The organism is Cellvibrio polysaccharolyticus (assembly GCF_015182315.1).
GTDB classification, from domain to species: domain Bacteria; phylum Pseudomonadota; class Gammaproteobacteria; order Pseudomonadales; family Cellvibrionaceae; genus Cellvibrio; species Cellvibrio polysaccharolyticus.
Window position 1 is genome coordinate 2338094 of the sequence record NZ_PRDL01000001.1, and the last position, 26252, is coordinate 2364345.

Here is a 26252-nt window from a genome sequence, read left to right on the forward strand (position 1 = left end):
TTGATCAGGGCAATGCATCTATTTCCTGCTGCCGTTGTTCACGGCTGCTGTGCAATTGCCCCAACCCTTTGCGTATTCTGCGATTACCCAATAGTAAAACAATCGGCGATGCAATCCAGATAGAAGAACTGGTACCAATCACGATGCCGAACAACATGGGCAAGGCAAAACTGCTCACCGCTGACCCGCCGTAAATTGCCATGGGAACAATGGCAAGAAAAGTAGAGAAAGAGGTAAACAGGGTTCTGCTCAGGGTTGACGTAATACTTTCGTCAAACAATTGCATCAAAGGTTTATCCGGGTAGATGCGCAAGTTTTCCCGGATGCGGTCAAACACCACAATTTTATCGTTAACCGAATAGCCGATGAGCGCCAGTAACGCCGCAATCGCGGTAAGGTTAAACTCGATACCTGCCAGCACAAAGAAGCCAATGGTTTTGGTCAGGTCGAGTGCCAAGGTCAGCATTGCTCCCAGCGCGAAGTGCGATTCAAACCTCACCCACAAGTAAGCAACCATTCCGCCTGCGGCAATTAAAATGGCGAGAATACTGGCGTCTACGAAATCACCACTGACACGCGGCCCAACCATTTCCACCCGTTTGAAAACCACGTCATCAGCAATTTCCTGAACGTTTTCGCGCACGTTTTGAATGGCATTTTCACCGCTAACGGTTTCTGCTTCAGCCATGGGCAAACGCAGTAAAAAGTTACCTTCGCTGCCGAATTCCTGAATAGCCACTTCAATGCCGCGCTCATGCAAGCCGGTACGCAAGTCGCCAATGCTGGCTTTCTGGGTTTGAATTTCCAGCACGCTACCGCCACTGAAATCGATACCGTAATTCAAGCCGGGTTTCGCCATCAACCCCACAGCCACAACGGAGAGAATTAGAGATACCGTCAAACCGATAAAGCGGCCTTTCATAAAATGGATGGTGTTGCCCTGGGAAATTTTTTCCAGCCATTTCAGAGAAGAAATTTCCAGCGGGCGGCGGCCCATTTTGTTAACGCGCCATTCCATCATCAAACGGGTTACAGAAATCGCGGTAAACATGGACAGCAAAATACCAACCGCCATGGTGATGGCAAAGCCGCGAATCGGGCCAGAGCCAAACAGGAACAACAACGCGATCGCAATCAGTGTAGTGATGTTGGAGTCAAGAATGGTGCTGTAAGCTTTATGAAAACCGTTTTTCAGCGCGGTTACGGCACTGGCGCCACGCCGGGTTTCGTCGCGAATACGTTCGTTGATAAGGATATTGGCATCTACCGCCATGCCGGTTACCAGAATAAGGCCGGCAATACCCGGCAAAGTCATGGTTGCACCCAGCGCACTTAACACACCGAATATCATGCCAAGGTTAATGGTTAAACCTACGCAAGCAATAAAACCCCATGAACCGTAAATGCCCACCATAAACAGCAGCACCAGAATTGCACCGGCAATACCACTACTGATACCAATGGCAATCGCATCGCTACCCAGATCCGGGCCAACGGTACGCTCTTCAATAACATCCAGCGGTGCAGGCAAGGCACCGGCGCGAAGCAACAAGGCAAGGTCGTGCGCTTCGGCGGTGGTGAAAGAACCACTGATTTCACCGCTACCGCCAGGAATAGCGCCGCGAATAACCGGGGCAGTAATCACCTTGTCATCCAGCACAATCGCCAGCGCACGCCCGACGTTTTCACTGGTCATTTCACCAAATTTGCGACCACCTTCCTTATCCAGTTTAAAGTTGACCACCGGCTCACCGCTGTCCGGGTTAAACGCCAGACTGGCATCTTTTACATGTTTACCGGCCAGCGCAATTTTCCGCTCCAGCACATAGGTTTCGCCTTCCTGCTGCCCTTCAACACGCATTACGGCTTCCTGCCCGAATCCACCGTTGCCTTTTGCAGCCCAGTGAAATTGCATGGATGCCGTGGTGCCTAATAATTTGCGAATGTGCGATGGATCATCAACACCTGGCAATTGCACCAGAATGCTGTCTTTACCCTGACGGGCAATAATAGGGTCAACCATGCCAGTTTCATCCAACCGACGACGTACCACTTCAAGGCTGCGCTCAACGGCATCTTTCATCAACAAGGCTTCACGCGCTTCGGTGGCTTGCAGTTGAATACCTTTGTCTACGTCACTCAAGGTGTACAAAGGTGTGGTGCCTTCTGCCGGGCGAATCAGCTGGCGGGCAATTTTTTTCAGTTCGGCAACCTGCTCTTGCTGTTGCACGCGCACTGTAATTTGGTTGCCATTGACTACTGGCGGTGCGTAACGAATTTGATCGGCACGCAAGGTGTCAGTGATTTGTTCGGCCATGCTTTGGCTGGCATTAACACCCAACTGGCTGGCGTCTACGGCGAGCAATAAATGCGAGCCGCCCTGCAGGTCGAGACCTTTGGTAACTTTGTTACTGCCGTACCACTCGGGTAATTTTTCAAGGGTTGATCCCGGCAGCACGTTAGGCAACGCGCTGAGCAGAACCATAATAATAATGAGACTGTACCAGACAGTCCGCTTGGCCAGTGATGACATAGATCCTCCGCTTCCTGCCACGGCGGGCAGAAAAAACGCTAACTGAATAACTGAACGGGTTGTAAAAATCATCGTTAAAAATCCCTGCACCAGAGCGCCGGTTTTTAAACGAAAACTCACAACAATATTAAAAAGTCAGACGAGCAAAGAGGATGGCGGGGCTTGCGAAGGGTAAAAGGTTGCTGCCAGAAATGCCGGCGTAGTAACCGGGTACAACCAGGCTGGCTGTTGAGTGGATAAAAAATCGATATCCGGAAAACTGGCAAGGTGGTCAACGCCACTGATTTTCGGCGACTCGGAACGCTCCTGCTCAATCGCAGAAAAACGCCACACAGTGCCTGGCTGAGCCAGTGAAAGATCGTTATTCCAGTGAGTAAGCGTGTTACCCGAACGGGATTCCGCAACCGACAGTACCGATTGGCCGGTAGAAAAATGCGCGGTAATGGCCAGCAAACACAGCAACAAAAATACTGCCGACACCTGACGTAGAGGTGAACCGGTAAGCGTATCGTCGTTGTCCGAAAGGGTCATGCAGGCGGGTTCATGAAGTGGCTGTAGAACACAGAATGGAGATGAGTCTGCGCCCGAAAAAAAAAGCCGTCAAGCAGATTTACATCAGTGCATTACAAGAATAAAAAATAAAGTTTTCAGAAACAGAAGGATGGATGCCAAAGCGGGATTCAGGAATCCGGTGCAACACCGGGTTCCTGGCAGTGCAACCATTAATACTTGATGGTGCAACCATAAGGACGGCTAACCGGAGTACTTACCGGCTTGCCAGCCAGAGCTTCGTCCAGAGCAGCAGACGCGTAATTTTTGGAATCCGCCAGAACTGCCGGGTTGGCAGAATCGTTATCGTCAATCGCACCGGCGTAAACGACTACGCCTTCCGGGTTGATGATGAAGATATGCGGCGTGGTTTTGGCGTCATAGGCTTTACCCATTTTGCCATCGGTATCCAACAGGAAAGGTGCGCTGGAAGCCAGCTTATGGTTTTTGGCTTCTTTTACCGCTTCTTCGGCAGTCAGGTAACCTTGCTTGCCTTGCGCGGAAGAAATAATGGTCAACCATTTAACGTCCTGGTCGGTGTATTTTTCTTGCAGGCTCTGCATGTTATTGCTGCCATAGTGTTTTTTCACATAGGGGCAGTCCTTGTTGAACCACTCCAGCACCAGCCAGTCACCTTTGTAGTCGGCCAGGGTGTGGGTTTTTCCTTCGGCATCGTTTACGCTGAAATCCGGAGCTGCTTTGCCAGGCACAGCGGCCGCGTTGGCAAACAGAGGTAAAGCCAGTGCGAGAGTCGCCACACCGCGAAGCAAGGTTTTTATGGTCTTCATCGTGTTTCTCCTGTGGGATTAAAAAAGCTTGTTTATCAAGGAACCAGTTCCCGGATCATATCCAGCGAAAGGATCTGCGGCAGCACCTGAACTGCACCACCGTCCGCCGGGTAGAACGCGTAAACAGGCACAGAATTACGCCCTAATACGGACAATGCCTCTGTTATCACCGGATCATAACGCGTCCAGTCAGCACGGATGCGTAATACATCATGTTCTGAAAAAATAGCATTGGCGGCGTCAGTGTCCAGAACCACTTTTTTATTCACCTGGCAGGTAATGCACCAGGCGGCAGTAAAATCTATAAACACCGCTCTGCCCTCCACCCTTGCGGCGGCAATGTTTTCTGCGTTGTAACCTGCCCATTCGCTGTCAACCGCTACACCCGGTTGTTCGCCAAAACCGCGATTCAAGGTGTTCCCGGCCCAAACAATCGCCACCAGCGCCAGGATCCAGGCAAGTAGCTTCCAGAGTTTACTGCCGGTTTGACCCAGCCACAGCGCAAAAGCCAGCAACAACAAAGCGATACCACTCACCAGCCACGCTTGCTGACCGGTAAGCTGCGCCAATACCCATACCAGCCACAACACGGTGGCGAATAACGGGAAGGCAAAGAATTGGCGCAAGCGCTCCATCCAGGCACCGGGTTTGGGCAAACGGGACGACAAGGCCGGGCTGGCGGTTAATATTAAAAAGGGGAGCGCCAGTCCTAACCCCAGGCCGAGAAAAATCGCCATCGCGTAAGCGGCTGGCAAGGTCGCGGCGGCACCCAATGCCGCGCCCATAAAAGGACCGGTGCAAGGCGCGGCGACAAACACCGCCAATACACCGGTCATAAAAGAAGAACTGCTCTGGCTTCCGCCCGCCCACTGCATGAGGCGGTGACCGATCTCAAAACTGCCCAGAAAGGCCAGCGCAATTAACCAGAACAAAACAATTAAAAAGAACACCACCAGCGGCGATTGCAACTGGAAACCCCAGCCAATAGCAGCACCGCCAGCGCGCAACGCCAGAAACACCGCGCCTAACGCGAAGAAAGTACTCAGCACACCTGCGGTGTATAGCAAACCTTCATGCAAGCGCTGCTTCGACTGCGCCACGCCCTGCCCCGGTGTTTGAATCAGACTAAAGAGTTTGATCGACAACACCGGAAACACGCAGGGCATCAAATTCAGAATGGCGCCGCCAATAATCGCGGAGATCAACAAAATCCAGAATGAAACACCTTCGCCACTGCCCTGATTCAATGCGCCCTGAGCAACCGGAATTTCCGGAAACTCCCACGCCATACCATCGGCCGCGATGACCAACCCGGTGGTTGCTGAAGCGGTCATGCCCGGCAAGGTAACGAATCGGTATTCGAAGCCGTTATCACTGCGCTCTACTTTTGGCGCATGAGGGTCTACCCAATTACCATCCAGCGGAAAGGCTTCCGGTGCTTCAATGGTATCCAGGTCAATGCCCTCAACTTGCGGCTCCACCTGAACCCTCAAGGCGGAATCAGCAGCGCTCCAGTGGGCGCCGGTGACTTTCCAGGGAGATTGGCTGGCAGATTGGGGAATACGGGCATCAAAACGCTGCAGAGTCGCTTGTGCTGCCTGCGACCATTGTTCGCCAGCCGCAGCCACCGGACGATCAAGCGTTAGCAAGCCGAAACCGGGGATGCATTCTTCCTTGCACACGAGCCATTCCAGATCGGCTTCTATATGCACATTTCCGTTGTTGCCGACTTGCGCATCAGCCACCTGAGCATCAAACAGATAGGCAACATCTTTTTCGTAACCCAGGTTAACCAGATGCGCTACCGGCAAGCGCGCCGGGTAAGGCCAGCGCGTTTCGCCAATTTCAATGTTTTCGGTTTTGAAGGAAAAACGGGGAGCAGCGCCGGAATCTCCCGGATTGCGCCAGTAGACGTGCCAACCCGGGTCCGGCTCGAAATGAATGCCCAGCGTGGTGTTGCCGGTAGCAAATTGCTCCGGAGCCAGCCAGGTAATGACGACATGATCAGACTCAATACGCTCCGCTGCCTGTATTGGCGGCAACTGCAACAAGCCCAGCAGCGCTATACAGAGCAAGACCCAGCGAGTCCTTATTCGGGTTGGGAACAACATGGTTTAATACTTTCCGTTAGCAAAGTCTGCTTTTGATCTTAGTGTTGAGAATAAGAAACACAAGCATTGGTTTCTTGCAAAATGTAAAGAAACATTAACGGAAGCCGTTGGGAAGTATGTTGCGCGGAATAAAAAACAGGCGGATCAAATAAATGATCCGCCTCGGATTTTTGGAAAGGTGTGTTGTTTTTGAAAACTATGTAGGTGCCACTCTGTCCGTTTGTCATTAGACTATTTGTTCCAAAAACGCATGAATACATTCCCTGTAGCTCTGACGAGTCATCCTTGGCCGGGCGCCCCTGACTAACAGTTTTGGAACAAACAGCCTAACGCCAAACTCACATTGTGCCAGCTCGAAGTTTGTCAGCAACCTGCGAGGGATCATGCAATTGATCCTACTTTTTATACAGGCAGGCATAGACGAGACAGAACGATGATCAGTCCCTGTCGTATCATTGTTTGGTAACGACAGATCCCCACAAGTCATATTCGTCGGCGTGTTCGATTTTTACCTGAACCATATCGCCCGGCTTCACATTTTGCTCACCGTTCAGATACACGTTGCCGTCAATCTCCGGCGCATCAGCGAAGCTGCGGCCAATAGCGCCTTCTTCATCAACCTCATCAATCAGCACTTGTTGAGTAGAGCCAACTTTGGCCTGCAAGCGATCTGCCGAGATTTTTTGCTGCAACTGCATAAAACGGTCAAAACGCTCCTGCTTGATCTCGTCCGGTACATGATCCGGTAATTCATTGGCGCGGGCGCCTTCCACCGGTGAGTATTGGAAACAACCGACGCGATCCAGCTGCGCTTCCTGCAAAAAGTCCATCAATTGCTGGAAATCGTCTTCGGTTTCACCAGGGAAGCCAACAATAAAAGTAGAACGCAATGTCAGATTCGGTACTTGCTGACGCCAGTTTTTGATGCGCTCCAGCGTTTTTTCAACCTGACCGGGGCGGCGCATTTTGCGAAGTAATGTCGGGCTGGCGTGCTGGAAAGGAATGTCGAGATACGGCAGCACTTTGCCTTCGGCCATCAGCGGCATAATGTTGTCGACGTGCGGATAAGGGTACACGTAGTGCATACGCACCCATACGCCAAGCTCGCCGAGCGCACTGGCCAATTGGTACATATCGGTTTTCAGCGGACGGCCTTCCCAGAAGTCCGTGCGGTGTTTGATGTCTACGCCGTAGGCTGAGGTATCCTGGGAGATTACCAGCAGTTCTTTCACACCGGCTTTCACCAGACGTTCGGCTTCGCCCATCACCTGCCCGATAGGACGGCTGACCAGCTTGCCACGCATGTCCGGAATAATGCAGAAGCTGCAACTGTGGTTACAGCCTTCGGATATTTTCAGGTAAGCGTAGTGACGCGGGGTGAGTTTCACGCCTTGCGGCGGCACCAGGTCAACAAACGGGTTGTGTATCGGGCTGGGTGGCAAATGCTGGTGAACCTGCCCCAGCACCGCCTCGTAGGCGTGCGGGCCGGTAATACCGAGCACATGCGGGTGAATTTGACGGATGTCATCTTCTTTCGCGCCCAAACAGCCGGTAACCAGTACCTTGCCGTTTTCATTCAAGGCTTCACCAATGGCGCCCAATGATTCCTGAACGGCGCTATCAATAAAGCCGCAGGTGTTCACGATCACCATGTCTGCATCCTTGTAGGTCGGTACGATGTTGTAACCTTCCATCCGTAATTGGGTAAGAATGCGCTCGGAATCAACCAGATTTTTGGGGCAACCAAGGCTGACAAAGCCGACAGTGGGATTGGATTTCATAGTTTGGCCGGGTACCTGAAAAAAAGTGCGCTATTGTAGGGGTTGAACGGTTTTTTTCCTATCCCGACAATAGCAAGATGGCGAAAAAATGTTCAAATAAGATGCTATTTAGTGATGCGAACCGCCGCAATGCCGGGTTAAGGCGATTCTGCCAGGTGAATTGCAAAGCTCGCCCCCGGCGCAGCCTGTTCGGGGCAGCAGTTAAAGCGTTTTGATACCCGCCTCGATTGCCGTCAGGGCTTCTGCCAGACGTTCGCGGCGGGTGCCGATGTTCAGTCGCATAAATCCGCTGCCCTGCTCACCGAACTGCAACCCCGGGCTTAGCCCAACGCCGCACGTGTTGATCATAAAATCGCGGAGCGCGGCATCGTCCAGTTTTAACGAACGACAATCCAGCCACATCAAACAGGTGCCTTCGGAGCGGCTGACTTTTAACAGCGGCAGACCCTGCTGAACCTTGTTAAACACAAAATCGCGATTGCCTTGCAGGTACTTCAACAGCGCATCCAGCCATTCGCCCCCCTGCTGATAGGCTGCGGTAAATGCCACCAGTGACAAAGGGTTGGCATAATTGGCCGCAATCAAATCGTAGGCGGCCTGAATTTTTTGGCGGGATTCGGCGTTGGGGATAATCAAACAGGACAACCCGAGCCCTGGAATATTAAAGCTCTTGTTGGGGCTGACGGCGGTGATCACCCGCTCCGCAAGATACGCTTCGAAACCTTCACCCAGCGCCGCCAGCATGGTGTGTTTGCTCTCACTGAATACCAGATCGGCATGAATATCATCGGAAATAATGTACAACTTATTGCGCCGAGCAATATCCAGCAACTGCAACAACTCATCGCGCCGCCATACGCGCCCGACCGGGTTATGTGGCGAACATAGCATCAACAGGCGAGCATCACGGGCGAGAATTTCCAACTGCTGAAAATCCATGCGATAACCGTCAACACCGGCTTGCAAAGGGTTCAGCAAAGGTTGCCGACGGGTTTTCTGAATCGCACCCAAAAAAGGATGATAAACCGGCGGCTGAATAATCACGCCCTCACCTTCCCCGGCAAAGGCCAGGCAAGCGGCATGCAAGGACGAAACCACACCGGGCGCGGCAACAATCCACTCGCGTTTTATTTGCCAGTGATGCCGGGTAGCAAACCAGTCGATCACCGATTGGTAAAAGCTGTCTGGTAATAACGAATAACCGTACACCGGGTGTTGATTGCGTTCGGCAATCGCTGCCTGAATACAATCCGGTGAGGCGAAGTCCATATCGGCAACCCACAAGGGGTTAACATCGGCACGGCCGAAAACCTGCTGCCGGCCATCAAATTTTAATGACGCGGTGCCTTCGCGTTGAACGGGAATATCGAAATTCGGCAGCAGCATTTTAAAGAGTCTCTGAACATGTTGGCGAAGAAGCTAGCGCAAGGCAAAAATAAACGTGGGTAATTTTCAGAGGTTACTTAAACCTCCGAACCGGCCTGACGCCCGACATAATCCTTGGCGAATTGCCAGGCTACACGACCGCTACGCGCGCTGCGTGTCATATACCAGCGCAAGGCATCCGGCTCGGTATCATCCCGCCATTCACCGCCCAGATACTGAACCCAGTAGCGTGCCGTTTCGAGATATTCATCTTGCGAGAAGGGGTAAAAACTCAGCCACAAACCAAAGCGCTCTGACAGAGACACTTTTTCTTCGGTAGCATCGTTGGGTCGCACTTCACCATCTTCGTAAGACACATCCAAATTTTCCCGCATCTTTTGCGGTAGCAAATGGCGACGGTTGGAGGTTGCATAAAACAACATATTGTCTGAAGGTGCAGCGATAGAACCGTCCAGCACAGACTTCAACGCTTTATAGGTAATTTCGCCCTCTTCAAAGGAGAGGTCATCACAGAAAATAATGAAGCGCTCCGGGCGCTCACCAATTAAATCCACAATGTCCGCCAGGTGCAGCAAGTCGGTTTTATCTACCTCAATCAGGCGCAAACCCTGATCAGCAAAATGATTCCAGCAGGCTTTGATCAAGGTAGATTTACCCGTACCACGGGCACCGGTCAACAGCACATTATTGGCCTGACGCCCGGCAACAAACTGGGCAGTGTTGCGCAGTATAGAAGCTTTTTGGCGTTCAACATTTTGCAGCGACTCCAGCGCAACCTTGTGAGGGTTTTTAACCGCTTGCAAATAGCCCACACCGTTGATGGGCTGACGCCAGCGAAACGCGCTGGCTGACCAGTCAGTTTCCGGCGTACCAGCCGGCAGTAATTTTTCTACACGATCCAGCAATAATTCCAAACGTGAAGCCAGTTGATCAAATGCGGACACTGTGGACTCCTGATAAATAATAGAACAGGTTTAATTTATTGAAGCTGATTCACCATCATACGCCGGGTTGGCAGGTGCTCATTTGAGCGCTTGTCATCCGCTTACACGTTTTGGGGAATGACAAACAACCATAACAACATCAATCTTATGTGCCCTCGACTTCCAGCATAAAATCCAATGATGCTTGTTGTCGTATGGTGCGGCGATGATGCTCCATCAGTTCACGGATTTTTTCCGGCGCGCACTGCTGACGATCCAGCACGACTCGGGTATTCAACTCCCCCACCGGCACCGTCGTCGGGCACTTGCTGAATACGAATTGATTGGAAATCAAATCCATAAACGGGCCAGACTTGCTGCTCGGCATAATAAACAGTAACTGCAAGCCCAGACTTTGCGTTAAATAGTTAATCACTTCGCGGGAACGGTGTTCATCCATTTTCGAGAAGGCTTCATCCACCAGCACCATGCGCAAGTGACTGTTGCCTTCATTAAAGCGCAGAGCCGATGTGATGGCTGCGCTGCGAATAATGTAAGCCGGTGTTTCCAGCTGACCGCCCGAACCGGTACCGTATTGGCTCAGAGCAATAGGCGCCTTGCCTTCCGGTTCTTTATAAATTTCGTAGCGGCGGTAGTTGCGATAATCGGCAATGCGAGCCAGGTCGCGCATGGCCTTTTGTTCGTCTTCATCGAGCAACATTGCCATCAACTTTTCGCGCACCTGACGGTGTTTTGGCTCCAGCGGAATATCAAACAAGCTGGCACCATCGCCAATACCCGGATTGTCGTTTACCGCTTTGAAGAACTGATAATACTCTTTAAATTCCGGCACCCAATCGTAATCAAAGCGGTAGCGTTCGCGGTCGGCACCAAAACGGTGATGTTCCAGTTCGCTGTTAAGTAACTCCAGCGTTTTTTTGCCGTCGTTAATCGCCTGATAAATGGAATGGCAGAGGTTGGTTACAAAAGCGTTATTGAAACTTTCACGCAAGGATTCCAACTCGGCATGGCGCTGCGCCAGAATATGGTTTTTATCACGGTTGTAGAGTTTGTCCAATTGACGGCGCGCATCGCACACATCCTGAAAGTTTTTCAGGCCGGACTCTTCGCGAAAATCCGGATTAAATATCAGACTATCGAAGCTGCCGCAGAACTGGTTGTGTTTGTTGATGGCCTGATCAAGGCGATGCAGGCTGTCACGGGATTCCGACATAACCGCAACCAGCTGCTGCTCAAAATAACTTTTGTTATGAATGGCACAGTCGGCATCCGCTTGCTCCAGACAGGTTTCGGCGTTGAAATCCGGCCACAATGCCTCAAGGCTTTGCAGATTGCTCTCTGCCTCATCAACCGCACCGAGGTTTTGCTCCTGATCACCATCCAGCTGTTTGCATTGCGCATCGACGTTTTTCAGGCTGGCAGAAAACTCAATGCGCTGGTCATTCAGTTTGGCAATTTCCTGTAGCTGCAATTTGTCTGCGGCTTGCAAGTTGGCCAGCTCTTCGTCCAGCGCTACCGAGTCACTGAGATCCAGCGAAGCAATGCGGCTTTCAATGGTTTGCAAGCGGCGCTGAATTTCCAGCAGGGATTGCAAGGCATCGGCGTAGGTAAGCCGCGACAAACGGTCAACCGCTTTTAACAACTGCCCGGCTTCATTGGCCTGATCGGTTGCCGCTTGCCACTCTTTGGTCAGTTGCTCAAGCTCGCGCTTTTTTTCTACTAGGGCTTGCTCACGCGCGTCCTGACCAAATACCAAATCGCCCGCCGGCATATCGCAACGGAACATGGCGTAGTTGCCGGAACCCATGGCATCGCGTGTTACACCGCGGCGGGTGTTACGCAAAGCTTCTGCTGAATCAACCCGCTCAACATTTCCGTAACTTGCCTTGAGATAATATTCTGCAGTGGCGTGGGTGAACTGCATAATGTGAACGATAGAATCCGAGCCGGGCGCGGACATTTTTTCGCAGTCACGGCGCGCCTTGTCGCCCTGAATAACACGAGCTCCCTTGCCCTGCCCTTGCAAGCTGCGCACCAGCCGAATAGCTTCTGCTTCGTACTCCGGCTCAACAATAATGCCAAACCTGGCGGCCCCGATATACCCCTCAATAGCGGCCTGCCATGCGCGGTCACGAACCTCTACATAATCACACAGCACGCGAGCATCTGCAGCCGGGCACTGTTGTTGAATGGCATTAAGGGCTTCGCGAACAAACTTCGGGTAATCAACCTGATCGCTTTCCAGCGAACGGATTTCCCGTTGTTTGCTCTCGGCGGATTTTTGTAAGCGCTCCGCGGAGGTGTGCCTTTTATCGCGTTCCTGAGCCAACTGGTCGCGTAAATTTTTAACATCATCAGCGTTGTACCACCAGGCTTGCCACTGGTTGTGCAGCTGTTGAATATCAATCAGACGATCAAGGTGCTCTTCCAGCGGGCTGATATCGATCCAGTCGCGGTTAAGTAACCCATGAAAATCCAGCGTAAGCGTGGACTCGGAAACCTGACGGGTGAGTTGAATAAAGTTTTTATCAGCAAGTGCGGGAATTGCCAGCGAAATGGATGTTTGCCGCAGAGAACGTGTCACTTGCTGGGCGGCCTGGATATTACCTTGCAGCGCCTGATCCTGCTGTAACAGCGTCGGCACAGATTGATGCAAACGATTTTCCAACGCGGTTTTTTCGGCGTTGAGTTGATCCTTGTCACGCAAGGCAGGCACACCCAGGCGGCGCGCTTGCACCAGGGAAATTTGCGCAGCCAGATCTTCGCGTCGTTGTTCGCACAAGGCGGTGGTTTTTTCATTGGACAACAGCACATCACGTAGCTGCGTCTGCCGTTTTTTGCTGTTGACGTAGAGCTGCTGACTTTCGTTGTAAGCACGCTTCGCTACGCTGTAACGCAGCACCTGTTGCTCCAGCCAATGGTTGATATAACTGTCTGCCACATCGCGGCTGTAAGCCAGGCGATCAATCGACTCCTTCAGCTTGCGGGCATCGCCCTCCATGGTATGAATACGCTTCAGCATCGCCGAGACAGTACGAATGGCTTCGCCAAGATCGCGGGCTTCCAGTACTTCGCCCGCAACGAACTCGTCAATACCTTTGATGGGTTTGTAGGCCATAAACCGCGAGAAAGCTCTTGCCGCGTTCATGGCTTCGCGCTCGGAAACCGCTTCGCGGGTATAGCCGCGCAAGGCGCCGTACAAACGACAAAGATAGGCTTTTTTCTTATCGTATTTTTCGACCCGTTGGCTGCCAAACTCGCTGCGCAAGCTGGCATAAATGCGATCCAGGGGCACCACGTAAGCGCCTGCGCCGTCTTCTTTTCTTAAATCCTTTAGCGCCAGCTGTACATCGGGAAGAATGAAATACTGAATATCATCCAGCCGCGCAACTTTTTGTTGGCCGGCGGTTTCAAGCTGTGCCTGCATGCCAATTAAAACACTGAACGGCTCGCTGTTTTCTCCACGCGTGGGATAAAAAACCGCTGCCAAATAGCCGAAACAACCTTCCGGACGCGCATAAGCACCGTCATCGCAACCCAACACATAAGACGCAAGAGTGCGCACCTGTTTGCCGCGACCACGCTGGCTGGACTCATCCTGACCGGGGTTGAAGTGAAACAGATTATCGTGCGCGGCCGTCATAATCGTTTGCACAGCATCGGCCGCTGTAGTTTTACCCGAACCGTTGCCGCCGGAAAAAAGGCTGATAGGCCCAAACTCCAACTCGGTGTTGGGCACATTACCCCAGTTCACATAGATAAATTTTTTGAGATACATGTCGTCACCGGGTTCAGGGTCTTAAACGTGGAGTGAGCCAATACTCAGGATTCGGCATCAATAGAAATTGATTTGGCAGTGCTTTTCTTACCAACCGCTTTTTTAGTGGTGGGCTTGCTCGATACAGCGGTTTGTTTTGTTGCAACCGGCTTGCCCGCTTTGGCAGTCGTTTTAGCCGGTTTTTCGCTGACGTTTTTAGTAACAACAGGAGGCGCGACCTTTTTAGCTGTGGCTTTTTTTACGGCTGGTGAAACGCTCGCTACCGCTTTTGCGGCAACAGGCTTTTTGCTCGTTGTTTTGGCCGGTGCAAGTTTGACCGGTGATTGGGTTGGCAGGGGCTCGATTACCGGTGCTTTTTTTGTGGCTGTTTTTTTCGTAGCAACCTTTTTTTCAACCTCAACCCGGGCAACAATTTCAGGCTCAACAGGAGTTTCTGCTTGCGCTGGAACAGGAGCATCCGTTTCTTCAAAAGCCTGCTGCCCGGTTTGTAAAGCATCTTCAACATTCACTGGCGTATCTGTCGGCTCACCATCGGCCTGTGATTGGGTAAGTAGGTGATTGCCCAATTTGGCATCCTGACGAATGGCTTCAAGCCACTCATTACTCACCAGATTAACAATTAGCGGGCGGATTTTTATCCAGCTTTCACCCTGATCCAGGTCTGCCTCATTAACAAAGTGGATCAGCCGCAGTTGGCGTAACTTTTTGAAAACCTGCCGCCGCTCTACCATTTGTTCCGGCAAGGCGCGCTTGAGCAAATTTTTCATGGATAAAGTAATCGCTTCGAGCGAGATAGCCGTGCAACCCTGCTCATCAATAGCGCCTTCCCGCAAGGCCTTGTCATACTCGGCGCGAAGCACCAGTACCATGGCCACTTCGTGCTGGGAGAGACGCTGGCGAAAACCGCCGTTATAGGGCTCGTCATTTTCATCGTCAACACCGGCAAGGCGCGCGCCAGGCGGAATGAGCCGCACATAATGAAAATGCTTGTCGTGCTGAAAGCGCACGCCAATCAATGAAAGATAATCATCTACCAGCGGTTCAATGCGAACAAACTGATCATAAAATTCTGCTTCAACCTGGCTGTCATCACGACACAATACGCCGTAATCCAAAAGGCGTTGTACCAACAACTTCCAATCCTGCAAGCTAAGATCACGACTGGCCAACTGTTGCGACAGGGTGTCCGATAAACTACTCATGATGTACATCAACCAGTTTGATAACAAATTCATCGCGGGCAATAAAGTAATCGTCCAGTTGCACGCGCGGCGATTCATGCAGCCATTCGGCTTGTTGTTCAATTTCGAAACGGAATTCGGAGGAGAGATTGTTCACTGAACCCGCCTCTACCGCATGCGCCAATGCCAGTAGTTCATCGGAGTTGGCGGCGGTAAGATCGCGGCTGTTAATGCGGCCAGTATCGCGCAAGGCGGTATGGAGATATTGATGTATAGCACTGCCCTGCACAATAAAAGCGCGGTCCAGTGCTTGCTGAATCATCAACACCCGCTGTGCTTCTTTATCCAGCGGCTGCTCCTGCGCCAGACCGCTGCGTATGCGGGTTTTCTGCCAGGCATTGCGCAACTGAATTTGCGCAGGGTCCGGGTAGCCCAATTGAATGCCTGCCAGTGCGTTACCGTATTCTGCAAGCAACGCATCCTGATCAGGCGTTTCTATCGCTGCCAGATCACGGCATAACTCAATAAGACTGTTTTCACCCTGAGTGTGAATGTAACTCAACTGGCGAATGATAATGTCCGCTCGCTGGGTAAAGGTATTCAACGCCCGGCGCAGCGCTGGCAACATCACGTCACAGGCATTTTTCAAACGCGATTCAATGGTGCCGAGCAATGTGTCGAGCAAGGAGACACCCTGCACCACTCTGTGCGGCAAGGACTGGCGCAAGCGAATTTCCATCACCGCACGCCAGTCGCGCTCTGCCATCTCAGCATCGCCCTGGCCGTATTTGCGCTTGCGGCGAATGTCGCTGATCAACTTGCCAATCTGGTCGCGGTATTTTTCAACACTGTCGGCGGACAAGCGCACTTCGAGATCCGGTTTGAAAACCTTTTCCATAAAATCGAAAAATTCATCGGTAGCGTGTTGCACCAGTTGGCGCGACTCTACTTCGCGCACCAGTTGGCGTTTGCGCTCTTCCAGTTCGGAAATTACATCGGTGAAGTCACTGATAATACGTTCGGAATATTCGTAAGCATCCAGCAGGTCGTGCACTTCGCCCTGTTCAAGAAAAGCTTGCAGGCTGTTGCGGGTATTACGGGTGTTGCGATTGCGGGTACGAAAACGCTTGTTGTCATCGTCGGTAAACGGCTGGGTAAAAACGCGCCCACTGCGGCTGAAACCATAGGTGCTTTGCAGCGTGGCTTCATCGACCTGTTTTTCCAGCCAACCGCATTCCAGCAAACGGTTAATAATGAAACTGGCCAGCTCGCGGTGACTCTTGAAACGCCCCTCCCCTTCACTGCCACTTTCCTGCTCATCGAGCATCGGCGTTCGGGCAATGGCTTCCTTGAAAATATCAATCAACTGATCGCGGTTCATGGCATGACCATAATCGCGAATGTCGGTGTAGAGATGGCGATATAACAGGCGCAAACATTCCGCAACAATTTCGCGGTATTTACCGGTTAATGGCGAAAAAAAGTGCGTGCGCTGATCAACAAAAAACATGCTGATCAAATGCACGCTTTGGCAAATAATGTCGTTTCTTCTTCAGTCCAGGCGTTGTCGGCCTTCACCAACATTAAATCGCACCAGACTTCGCTACCTTTTTCAGCCTCGGCAATCGCCTTGTCGAGTTCACGGGGTGACAACTTGCTGGCTTCAGCCATGGAAGTTGCAGTAAAGGCGATTACCGTTGATTGCAAGGAATCAACATTCTGACCTTCCGCACCAACGTCGGGCAACGCCGGTATTTCCATTGCTCGCTGCGAGACATCTGACGCAGGCAAATCCACTGGCAGTGGCGCCGGGTTACGCAAAAGCCAGATACCAATATTCAACAGCAATAAACTGATAGCAAGGATGATGCTGAGCACCGGGTTTTGTTGAAAAAAATTCAATATGCCACGCATAACCAAAGTTCTCTTAAGCAGTTAGCCACTCGGCCATTTGTTCTGCATAGTAAGTAATAATCAAATCTGCCCCGGCACGCTTGAACGCTTGCAAGGATTCCAGAACGATTGCTTTTTCATCAATGACACCGGCGGCGGCACCGGCTTTAATCATGGCGTATTCACCGCTCACCTGATAAACCGCCAGGGGACGTGATGAATGGGCGCGAATATTGGCCAGCACATCAAGGTAGGCAATGCCAGGTTTCACCATCAAAATATCAGCGCCTTCGGCTTCATCCAGTAAGGATTCAGCAAGCGCTTCGCGGCCATTGGCCGGGTCCATCTGGTAGGTATCGCGGGTGCCTTTAAAGGTGCTGTCTACCGCGTCGCGAAACGGACCGTAAAAAGCAGAGGCAAATTTGGTGGAATAAGACATCACCGGAATGTGGCGATAACCGGCGGCATCCAGCGCCTCGCGGATCGCCGCGATCATACCGTCTTGCATACCGGAGGGCGCGATCATATCAACACCGGCTTTGGCAGAAGCGACCACCTGCTTTTGCAAATTAATAAGTGTCAGATCGTTATCAACATCTACCGTGTTACCGCAGGAATGAATAACGCCGCAGTGACCATGGGTGGTGTATTCACAAAAGCAATTGTCACTGATCACCAGCATTTCCGGTACAGCGGCTTTGGCGATGCGGATCATCCGGGCCAGCAAACCATTCTCACTCCAGGTATCCGAGCCATCTTCATCTTTATGGGTGGATACGCCAAATAAAATAATAGCTTTAACGCCTGCGCGCCAAACACGCTGCACCACCTCTGCCAACTGTGTTTCAGGATAGCGAACCACACCGGTCATGCTCGGGATGGCAACCGGTTGTTCAATACCTTCCTCGACGAAAATCGGAAGAATAAAATCGTCCATGCTCAAACGGGTTTCCTTAACCAGCTTGCGCAGCACGCTGGTTTGCCGCAAACGGCGAAAACGAAAAGTTGGATAAGCTGACGGAGATTGCATAGTCATTGCAGTAGCCTTGTCATAAAAACAAACCCGCAGATTGCAGGCGTTACAGTAAATTTCCTTCATGACTCCATTCGCAACGAACGGCCATGTTACCTGAACCGGGCTTGTGGCCTGAACCGCCCGCCTCCCATATAAACGTGTGCGTACCGGAAAGCTCTGTTTCGAGATGAACCGTAGCCGACACCCAATACATTCTTTTCAACAATTGCTCGAATTGCTCTACCCACTGATCCCACTCGTATTCAACTGCCTTGTAGGATGCACCAAAATGCATAACGTCTGTCTGGTAATGGGTGTTCATGGTATGTGCCGCAGGAATGGAAAACATTTCACGGGAAAGAAATGGCCATTCATCGGCACAGGGCAAAGCCAGCATGGCTTCGCGATTGGTGCGCAAGCGCTCGGTGTCTGCCACCAGTGACACGGTATCTTTTATACATCCGTATACGATTGATTCCTGGTCCATAATTTTATTCCCGCAATATATTCATCAATACAGCGAAAAACTCGCAATCAACCCGCTGCCGGGCGGCTAACCAAACAAGCGCCAGCCACGACGTTCCAAACGCTTCTCGCAACCCGCCAACTGTTGTCGATAACGGGATGCTCTGGTTTCTACCTGGCGCGCAGTGGATAGCAGCCAGTTTTTCTTACGATAGGTGCCACGGTTATAGCCACCGTGCCCTTCGTGGTAAGCCAGATACTGATCGTAAGCGTTATTCAACGGAATACGACTGCGCTGAAGACTTTTGCGGTTGTACCAACCGATAAAATCAATAGCATCGTTAAAACGATCGCGCTTTGCCCAACCGTTACCACTATCGCGCCCGTACTCTCGCCAGGTTTCTGTTTTTGCCTGGGCATAACCCATCGCGTTACTTTTACGCGGGCCGGGAATTACCCATAAAATACGCTTGCGCGCCGGTCGGGCATTATGAACAAACTGCGACTCCTGATACATGATCGACATCATGGTCGGGATATCTGAACCCCATTTTTTACTGGACGCTTTTGCCGGTTTGTACCAGCCCCGCTTTTCTTCAAAAATCTCGCAGAGATTGGCGCTATTGGACGGTGGTGTTGTCGCACAGCCCGTGGTCAGTAACAACAAAAAAGGCACCAGCAGTGCCATTACAACTTTCATAACGCAATTCCATGCTCTTTTAATACGTCCAGCAACCCTTGCTCATCCATAACCTTCAAACCCAGGCTTTCGGCTTTTTGCAGCTTGGAACCTGCTCCGGGGCCCGCCACCACGTAATCGGTTTTTGCCGACACGCTGCCAGCCACCTTGGCACCCAACGTTAATAAATGCGCCTTGGCGTCATCACGGGAAAAATGTTCAAGCGTACCGGTAAGCACCCAGGTGGTATTGGCAAGTGGCAAACTTTCGAGGGGTTTGACCTCAATATCGGGCCAGTGAATACCAGCAGCTTGCAGCGCAGTTATCGCGCTGGTGTTTTTTTCCTGACTGAAAAAATCTGCAACAAAGTGCGCACCTACCGGGCCAACATCCGGAACTTGCTTCAGGTCTTCTGCGGTGGCCGCCGCCAGCGCAGCAAGATTACCAAAATAATTGGCAAGGTTTCGGGCAGTGGCTTCGCCAATTTCACGAATACCCAAGGCGTAAATGAATTTCGCCAGCGTTGTGCTTTTACTTTTGTCGAGCGCCTGCAATAAATTAACCGCAGACTTTTCGCCCATTCTATCAAGCGCCGCCAACTGTTCGCGAGTTAACGAATAAAGATCAGCAACGGCATTAACGCTGCCCTGATCAACCAATTGCTCAACCAGTTTATCGCCAAGACCTTCAATATCCAGCGCCTTGCGTGAGGCAAAATGTTTAATGGCCTCTTTGCGTTGCGCGCCGCAAATCAAACCGCCATCGCACCGGGCCACCGCTTCGCCGGGAGCCGTTTCTACCGGCGAGCCACAAACCGGGCATTGCGCAGGAAAAAGAATATCCCGGGCATCATCCGGGCGGCGATCTTCAACCACGGCAACAATTTGCGGAATGACATCACCGGCGCGGCGAATAATGACCGTATCACCAATTTTAATACCCAACCGGGCAATTTCATCGCGATTATGCAAGGTTGCATTGGATACGGTTACGCCACCCACAAATACCGGTTCAAGGCGAGCCACAGGTGTTACTGCACCGGTTCGGCCCACCTGAAATTCCACATCGCGCAGCAGCGTCATTTCTTCTTGCGCTGGAAACTTGCAAGCAATTGCCCAGCGTGGCGCACGGGAAACAAAACCGAGCTGCAGCTGCAATGCCAGTGAGTTAATTTTAAACACCACGCCGTCAATGTCGTAGCTCAGTGACTGACGCTTTTCACCAATATGATGATAATAATCTATGCATTCCTGAATATTGGCAGCAACTCTGGTGTCCGGATTTTTTTTGAAACCCCAAGCCTGCAAGGATTCAAGAACATCACTGTGCTTTTGCGGCCAGGGAAAATTTTCATCCACGCCATCGACCAGGCCAACGCTGTAAGCACACATTTCCAAACGGCGACTGGCGGTAATTTTGGCATCCAATTGGCGCAAAGTTCCCGCCGCTGCATTTCGCGGATTAACAAAAACTTTCAGCTCTTTCTCTCGCGCTTGCTGGTTCAGTTTTTCAAAGCTGGCGCGGGTCATATACACCTCGCCGCGCACCTCCAACTCACGAGGAAAACCTTTACCATTAAGGCGCAACGGCACGGAAGGAATGGTGCGAACATTCTGAGTGATATCTTCGCCATTAAAACCATCACCACGCGTAGCGCCCTGCACCAAAATGCCATCGCGATACAGCAAGCTGACAGCGATACCGTCCAGCTTGGGTTCGCAGGCGAATTCGAGTTCGTCAGCGTTTTTTAAACGATCCTGAATACGGCGATTAAAACTCACCAAATCTTCATCATCGAAAGCATTGTCCAGCGAAAGCATCGGCACCCGATGCTCAACGCTCGTGAATGCAGACAAAGGTGTTGCGCCTACACGTTGCGTGGGAGAGTCAGACGTTATTAATTCCGGATGTTCATTTTCGAGGCCAATCAGCCGTTGCATCAAACGATCGTATTCAGCGTCAGGAATAGAAGGTTGATCCTGAACATAATAACGATAGTTGTGCTGATCTATTTCAACACGTAGCGCGCTGATTTCCTGATTAACATCGGGAGTGGATACCATGGAAATATTTCCGAATGTGTTGCACTGAATAACGTTAAAAAATTCAGTCAATAAATTTTCACTTTCAGTAAAAACGAAAATATCCCGACAATCTATTGCCATACAGCAATAAAATTATCGGGATATTGCAGAGAGATCAGTCGCGACGTTGACGTGAGAAAAGGCGGCGTCTTTCGAAATCGCGAATGCGCTCGCGGCAATGATCAATAGTCTGGCGGGTCATTACGCTACGCTGTTCATCTTTCAATTCGCCACCCAGTGCATCGGCAATATCGCGCGCGGTGTCGACCATCAAGTCAAATGATTTCATGGAGTCTGCTTTCAACGGCAGCGTCATAAACAAGCTGACGCCGGGCGTTTCAAAATCGTCCATGGCTTCCAGATCAAAATAACCGGGCTTGACCATGTTCGCCATGCTGAACAGCAATTCGCCGTCACCTTTGATGTCGCTGTAGCGATGGAAAATATTCATGTCACCAAAACGCAAACCGGCTTTCAGCAATGCATCCAGCAATTCACCGCCGGGGAAATTGCCGCCGCGTTGCGCCATGATATTGATGATCAGCACTTCTTCCGGCTCGGTCACCGCTTTGGCCGGCGCAGCCCGCGTTAGCGGATCATTGGGATCTTCAGCCAGAACAGGTTCTTCGCGTTCGTCTTCTTCGTCTTCATAATCGTACTCACGATCATCTTCGTCCTGTTCGTCATCATAACGATCGTCTTCGGCGTCGTAAGGCTCGTCATCTTCATAACGGTCATCGTCTTCTTCGTCGTCGTAACGATCATCATAATCGTCCCGCTCGTCATAGGCTTCTTCTGCGCGAACCGGGGCACGGTTATCGGCGTAAGGTGCCGGTGCAGTTTCCGGCTCGTTAAAAAAGCCTGGTTCAATACGTTCCTGCGGAGCATAACGTTCTTCTTCGCGCTCGTACTCATCGCGGCGGTGACGTACCGGCGCTTGACGGGCAGCCGGTATTTCTTCTTCGTAGGCCGGTTCGCTGTGACGGCCTTTCATTAGTACATCTTCAACTACCGGCTCCATCAAGGTAGGCGGTACATTGTTTTCAGCAAAGCCTCTGGAATTTTTACGTGACTCGCGCGTCGGCACACTCGGGCGAGCAGAGATCACGGGATCGTGAGTGGACACAACGCGCGCACCGCCGTTAGGCAGTTCACTGGTAAAAACTTCGGTACTGGTCGGGGTTTCTTCCCGGCCAGTTTGTTGTTTGTACACTTTACGCGAGACACGAATTTTATCCCGGCGGGATAAATGCATGCGTCTGACGCCATCGGCAAGAATTGCAATAATCAATATTGCCGTGATGACTATTAACCAATCATTCATAAGGGTAATCCGTTTGTGTTATATCGCAGCAAGCTCGGCTGCTTCATCGACGTCTACTGTTACCAAGCGGGAAACACCCGGTTCGTGCATGGTAACCCCCATTAATTGATGTGCCATTTCCATCGCAATTTTGTTGTGCGTAATATAAATAAACTGCACGTGTTCAGACATTTCTTCCACCATTCTTGCATAGCGCCCGACGTTGGCATCATCGAGCGGTGCGTCAACTTCATCCAGCATACAGAAAGGTGCCGGATTAAGACGGAAGATGGAAAATACCAGCGCAATCGCTGTTAATGCTTTTTCACCACCAGACAGCAAATGAATGGTGCTGTTACGCTTGCCGGGCGGCCTGGCCATAATGGTGATGCCGGTATCCAGCATATCCTCGCCAGTCAATTCAAGGTAAGCATGTCCGCCACCAAACACTTTGGGGAACAGCTCCTGCAAACTGCTGTTCACCTGATCAAAGGTTTCCTTAAAGCGTGTACGGGTTTCGCGATCAATACGTTTGATCGCATTTTCCAATGTTTCCAGGGCTTCCATCAAGTCGGCATTTTGCGCGTCGAGATAGTTTTTGCGCTCGGATTCAATCTTGTATTCATCGATAGCCGCAAGGTTGATCAGCCCGAGGCGGGAAATGCGCCCGGCCAACACTTCCAGCTCGCTTTCAATAGCACTGACACTGGCTTCGTCGGAAATATCCGCCAGCAGGATTTCGAGGTTAAACGCTTCGTCTTCCAGCTGTTTTACCACCGTTGCCCGCTTCACTTCAAACATTTGGGCGGCGAGGCGCTCCTGCTCCAGATGCGCGCGCACCGCCTGCACTTCCTGCTCAGCCTTGTTTCGTGCCTGTTCGGATTGACGCAGTTCGTGCTCAACGGTTTCCAGCGCTCTGCGCGCTTCGCCCAGCGACGCCTCAACCGACAAACGTTTGGACAAGGCAGCTTCAAGTTCAAGCTTGTATTCTTCAATCGGATCACGGTTTTCGCCGAGCGACATCAACAGCTGTTCGCGACGCTCCTGCAATCTTGATGCCTGCTCACGCAAACGGCTGATACCAAGACGGATACTATCCAGCTGGGTTTTGACCGATTGGAAACGCATCGCCAACTCATGAGCGCGGTCTTTGTCCTGGCGGGCTTTTTGCCGCGCCTGATCCAGTTTCGAGCGAATATCATCGCGCTGTTGCAGCAAGGCTTCACGACGATCAGTATCCTGCTCCATGGCTTCGATCGCTTCGCTGAGAATCATCCGCGCTTCGGACAGGTGCTCCGCTTCCTGCTCCATTTGCTCGCGCGCTTCGCGAATTTCCGATTCCACACGCTCACGGCGCATGGTCACTTGCTCTACCCTCACCTGCATGGCACTTAATTGCGAATGCGCTTCAGCGTGACGGCGGGATTGTTCTTCCACCTCGCGGCGAGCGGTTTCACGCTGCTGGTTCAGTTGCTTGAGCGTATCACGCCCCTCTTCCAGCTGCTGCCCCAACAGCCCCACCTGTTCTTCTGCTTCGGTAATGGCCGCAGTCAGTTCTTCAAGTTCCTGACGGCGGGCAATAACACCCGAGCTGGCATCGGTATCGCGGGTGACGCGCAACCAGTGCGGGCCGAGCCAGATACCGTCTTTGGTGATAACCGATTCATTGCCTTGCAGCTGCGGGCGTAAAGCCAACGCCGCTTCGAGTGTGTCTACAGCATAGACGCCACTGAGATAACCTGCTGCATCCCAGTCGCCGCTGACAAATTCACTTAACAGCGATGCTTTACCGGTTGCGGCACCACCATGGCGCACCGAGGTATCAAATAAAACCAGTTCGCCCTGGGTCAGACCACCAATCACACTGGCAACGGCATCCAGGCCATCAACGCAAACCGCCTGCAAGGTATTGCCGAGCACCGTTTCTACCGCCTGATCCCAACCGCCTTCAACACGAATGGCTTCTGCCAGACGCTGGTTGTCGGTCAGTTGTTGCTCGGATAACCAACGGGTAACCGCCTTGTTTTTTTCACCCAGTGCGGCCTGTTGCAAGGCTTCGAGAGAGGCATGGCGACCGCGCATGCTTTGCAAACGGCTGCGCTGTTGATCCAGCTCGTTAACCAGACGATTGTTGTCGTCCTGACGGGCTTCAATGTTTTCCGCAAGAATATCCACCTGTTGGCGCTTTTCATCGGCCACCAGATCCAGCTCGGCGAGTTTTTCACTCAGCTGCGCGATTTCTTCATCGGCACCACCGTCGGTGAGGCCTTGTTTTTCATCGCGCAATTTTTCAATACGCTGCAGCAAGCGCTGCTGCACTTGTTCAAGATGCTGAATACGGGATTGCTGAACTTCTGCTTTCTGACGTGGTTCGGCGGCGCGCTGGTTGAAGTTGTCCCACTCATTTTGCCAGCGCTGCATATCTTCTTCAGATGTCAGCAGGATTTCACTGGAATCTTCTTCGGCGGCTTGCACCAGCTCCAGTTCGGGTTCAATTTCCAGCAGCTCGGCTTCCCAGTTTTCTACCTTGAGCACATCCGCTTGCAGATTCTCTTCGGCTTCTTTGGTATCCCGCGAGGTTTGATCCAGATCGGTTTGCAGCTGGCGCGAGCGCTCCTGGGCGTGCTGAATGTTTTGTTCAAGCCGCGCGATGTCCGAGCCGATGGCGTAGTAACGGCCTTGCACTTCGTTAAACTTGTCGCTCAGCTCGGTGTATTCGGTGCGGTATTTTTCAATGCGGGTATCTTTGTTTACCTGCTCGGTAACAAATGATTCCATGCGCAATTCCAGATCGCGAATGGATTCATTTTTGGCTTTGGCTTGCACATCCAGCTCACGAAATTCCAGCGCTTGCAGTTGCGCTTTGAGTTGACGCTCTTCTTTTTTGTATTCGCCGTATTTTTCAGCAGCTTGTGCCTGGCGCTGCAAGCGCGACAATTGACGCTCCAGTTCATCGCGAATATCCGTCAGGCGCTCAAGGTTTTCCATGGTGCGGCGCATACGGCTTTCGGTATCGCGGCGGCGCTCTTTGTATTTGGAGATACCAGCAGCTTCTTCGATATAAATACGCAAATCTTCCGGCTTGGCTTCAATCAGACGGGAGATCATGCCCTGCTCGATAATCGCATAGCTGCGCGGCCCGAGACCGGTTCCCAAAAAGATATCAGTAATATCCCGGCGGCGGCACTTGGTGCCATTGAGGTAGTAATGGTTTTGCGCGTCGCGGGTTACTTTACGTTTGATGGAGATTTCGGTAAAGGCGGCATATTCGCCCAGCAGCGTACCGTCGCTGTTGTCAAACACCAGCTCAATGGAGGCTTGCCCAACCGGTTTGCGGCCGCTGGAGCCGTTAAAAATAACGTCGGTCATGTTTTCGCCGCGAAGATTTTTCGCCGACGACTCCCCCATTACCCAACGCACAGCATCGATAATGTTGGATTTGCCACAACCATTGGGGCCAACCACAGCGCACAAATTGCTGGGGAAGTTGACCGTGGTTGGGTCAACGAATGATTTGAATCCGGCCAGCTTAATGCACTTTAGTCGCATAAGTCCTTACACTCATCTGAGTCTGATCGCCAACGGCTGATCAGCACTGACGCCCCACCTTGGCCAGTTAGCCGGCAGGGCATCGCAATAGCAGAAAATACGGATAGTTATATAGCTGATTCAACCCCTGCTGTCACGATCCTGACACGGAATCAAAGCAAGGTTGTTAGCGGATCACCGATAACAGGCCAGCTATTTGATTTTTCCGGCTTT

At 51.7% G+C, this 26252-nt stretch carries 17 protein-coding genes; all 17 read right to left on the minus strand.

Translation table 11 applies throughout. From position 1 onward, the window contains the following. Nucleotides 1-4: 4 nt before the first annotated feature. The gene (gene secD, locus C4F51_RS09965) at nt 5-2533 is read right to left on the minus strand and encodes a protein translocase subunit SecD (protein ID WP_193909438.1); all 2529 of its coding nucleotides are present in this window, start codon (nt 2531-2533) and stop codon (nt 5-7) included. 135 nt (nt 2534-2668) lie between these two features. Then, nucleotides 2669-3064: a hypothetical protein gene (locus tag C4F51_RS09970; RefSeq protein WP_193909439.1), complete on the minus strand. Its 396-nt coding sequence runs from the start codon at nt 3062-3064 to the stop codon at nt 2669-2671. Between the two features lie 191 nt (nt 3065-3255). Beyond that, nucleotides 3256-3870, minus strand: a complete 615-nt coding sequence (locus tag C4F51_RS09975; protein ID WP_193909440.1) for a thioredoxin family protein — start codon at nt 3868-3870, stop codon at nt 3256-3258. Between the two features lie 35 nt (nt 3871-3905). Continuing rightward, complete coding sequence (locus C4F51_RS09980) at nt 3906-5945, minus strand: protein-disulfide reductase DsbD family protein (protein ID WP_235992315.1); 2040 nt, start codon at nt 5943-5945, stop codon at nt 3906-3908. 488 nt (nt 5946-6433) lie between these two features. Continuing rightward, nucleotides 6434-7762 (minus strand): 30S ribosomal protein S12 methylthiotransferase RimO, encoded by a 1329-nt coding sequence (gene rimO / locus C4F51_RS09985; protein ID WP_193909442.1) that lies wholly within the window; start codon nt 7760-7762, stop codon nt 6434-6436. Between the two features lie 201 nt (nt 7763-7963). Further along, nucleotides 7964-9148, minus strand: a complete 1185-nt coding sequence (locus tag C4F51_RS09990) for a MalY/PatB family protein (RefSeq protein ID WP_193909443.1) — start codon at nt 9146-9148, stop codon at nt 7964-7966. 77 nt (nt 9149-9225) lie between these two features. Next, nucleotides 9226-10092, minus strand: coding sequence for an ATP-binding protein (locus C4F51_RS09995; protein WP_193909445.1), 867 nt, complete (start codon nt 10090-10092; stop codon nt 9226-9228). Nucleotides 10093-10237: 145 nt separating this feature from the next. Beyond that, the gene (locus tag C4F51_RS10000; RefSeq protein ID WP_193909447.1) at nt 10238-13870 is read right to left on the minus strand and encodes an ATP-binding protein; all 3633 of its coding nucleotides are present in this window, start codon (nt 13868-13870) and stop codon (nt 10238-10240) included. A 44-nt stretch (nt 13871-13914) separates the two neighbouring features. Further along, nucleotides 13915-15072, minus strand: a complete 1158-nt coding sequence (locus tag C4F51_RS10005; protein ID WP_235992316.1) for a DUF4194 domain-containing protein — start codon at nt 15070-15072, stop codon at nt 13915-13917. Next, entirely contained in the window at nt 15065-16561 is a 1497-nt protein-coding gene (locus tag C4F51_RS10010; protein WP_193912520.1) for a Wadjet anti-phage system protein JetA family protein, read from the minus strand. Before C4F51_RS10010 ends, C4F51_RS10005 begins: the two co-directional genes overlap by 8 nt. Before the next feature lie 5 nt (nt 16562-16566). After that, nucleotides 16567-16965 carry a DUF3012 domain-containing protein gene (locus C4F51_RS10015; RefSeq protein WP_193909448.1) on the minus strand — a complete coding sequence of 133 codons (399 nt, stop codon included), beginning with the start codon at nt 16963-16965 and terminating at the stop codon, nt 16567-16569. A gap of 13 nt (nt 16966-16978) precedes the next feature. Beyond that, nucleotides 16979-17980, minus strand: coding sequence for a porphobilinogen synthase (hemB, locus tag C4F51_RS10020; RefSeq protein WP_235992317.1), 1002 nt, complete (start codon nt 17978-17980; stop codon nt 16979-16981). A gap of 43 nt (nt 17981-18023) precedes the next feature. Further along, nucleotides 18024-18446, minus strand: coding sequence for a hypothetical protein (locus tag C4F51_RS10025; RefSeq protein ID WP_193909450.1), 423 nt, complete (start codon nt 18444-18446; stop codon nt 18024-18026). A 66-nt stretch (nt 18447-18512) separates the two neighbouring features. Further along, a complete protein-coding gene (locus C4F51_RS10030) occupies nt 18513-19124 on the minus strand; it encodes a transglycosylase SLT domain-containing protein (RefSeq protein ID WP_193909452.1) in 612 nt (203 codons plus the stop codon). Further along, a complete protein-coding gene (ligA, locus tag C4F51_RS10035; protein WP_193909454.1) occupies nt 19121-21166 on the minus strand; it encodes an NAD-dependent DNA ligase LigA in 2046 nt (681 codons plus the stop codon). Before ligA ends, C4F51_RS10030 begins: the two co-directional genes overlap by 4 nt. Before the next feature lie 136 nt (nt 21167-21302). After that, nucleotides 21303-22511, minus strand: coding sequence for a cell division protein ZipA (zipA, locus tag C4F51_RS10040; RefSeq protein WP_193909456.1), 1209 nt, complete (start codon nt 22509-22511; stop codon nt 21303-21305). 18 nt (nt 22512-22529) lie between these two features. Continuing rightward, nucleotides 22530-26039, minus strand: coding sequence for a chromosome segregation protein SMC (gene smc / locus C4F51_RS10045; protein ID WP_193909457.1), 3510 nt, complete (start codon nt 26037-26039; stop codon nt 22530-22532). Nucleotides 26040-26252 lie beyond the last annotated feature (213 nt).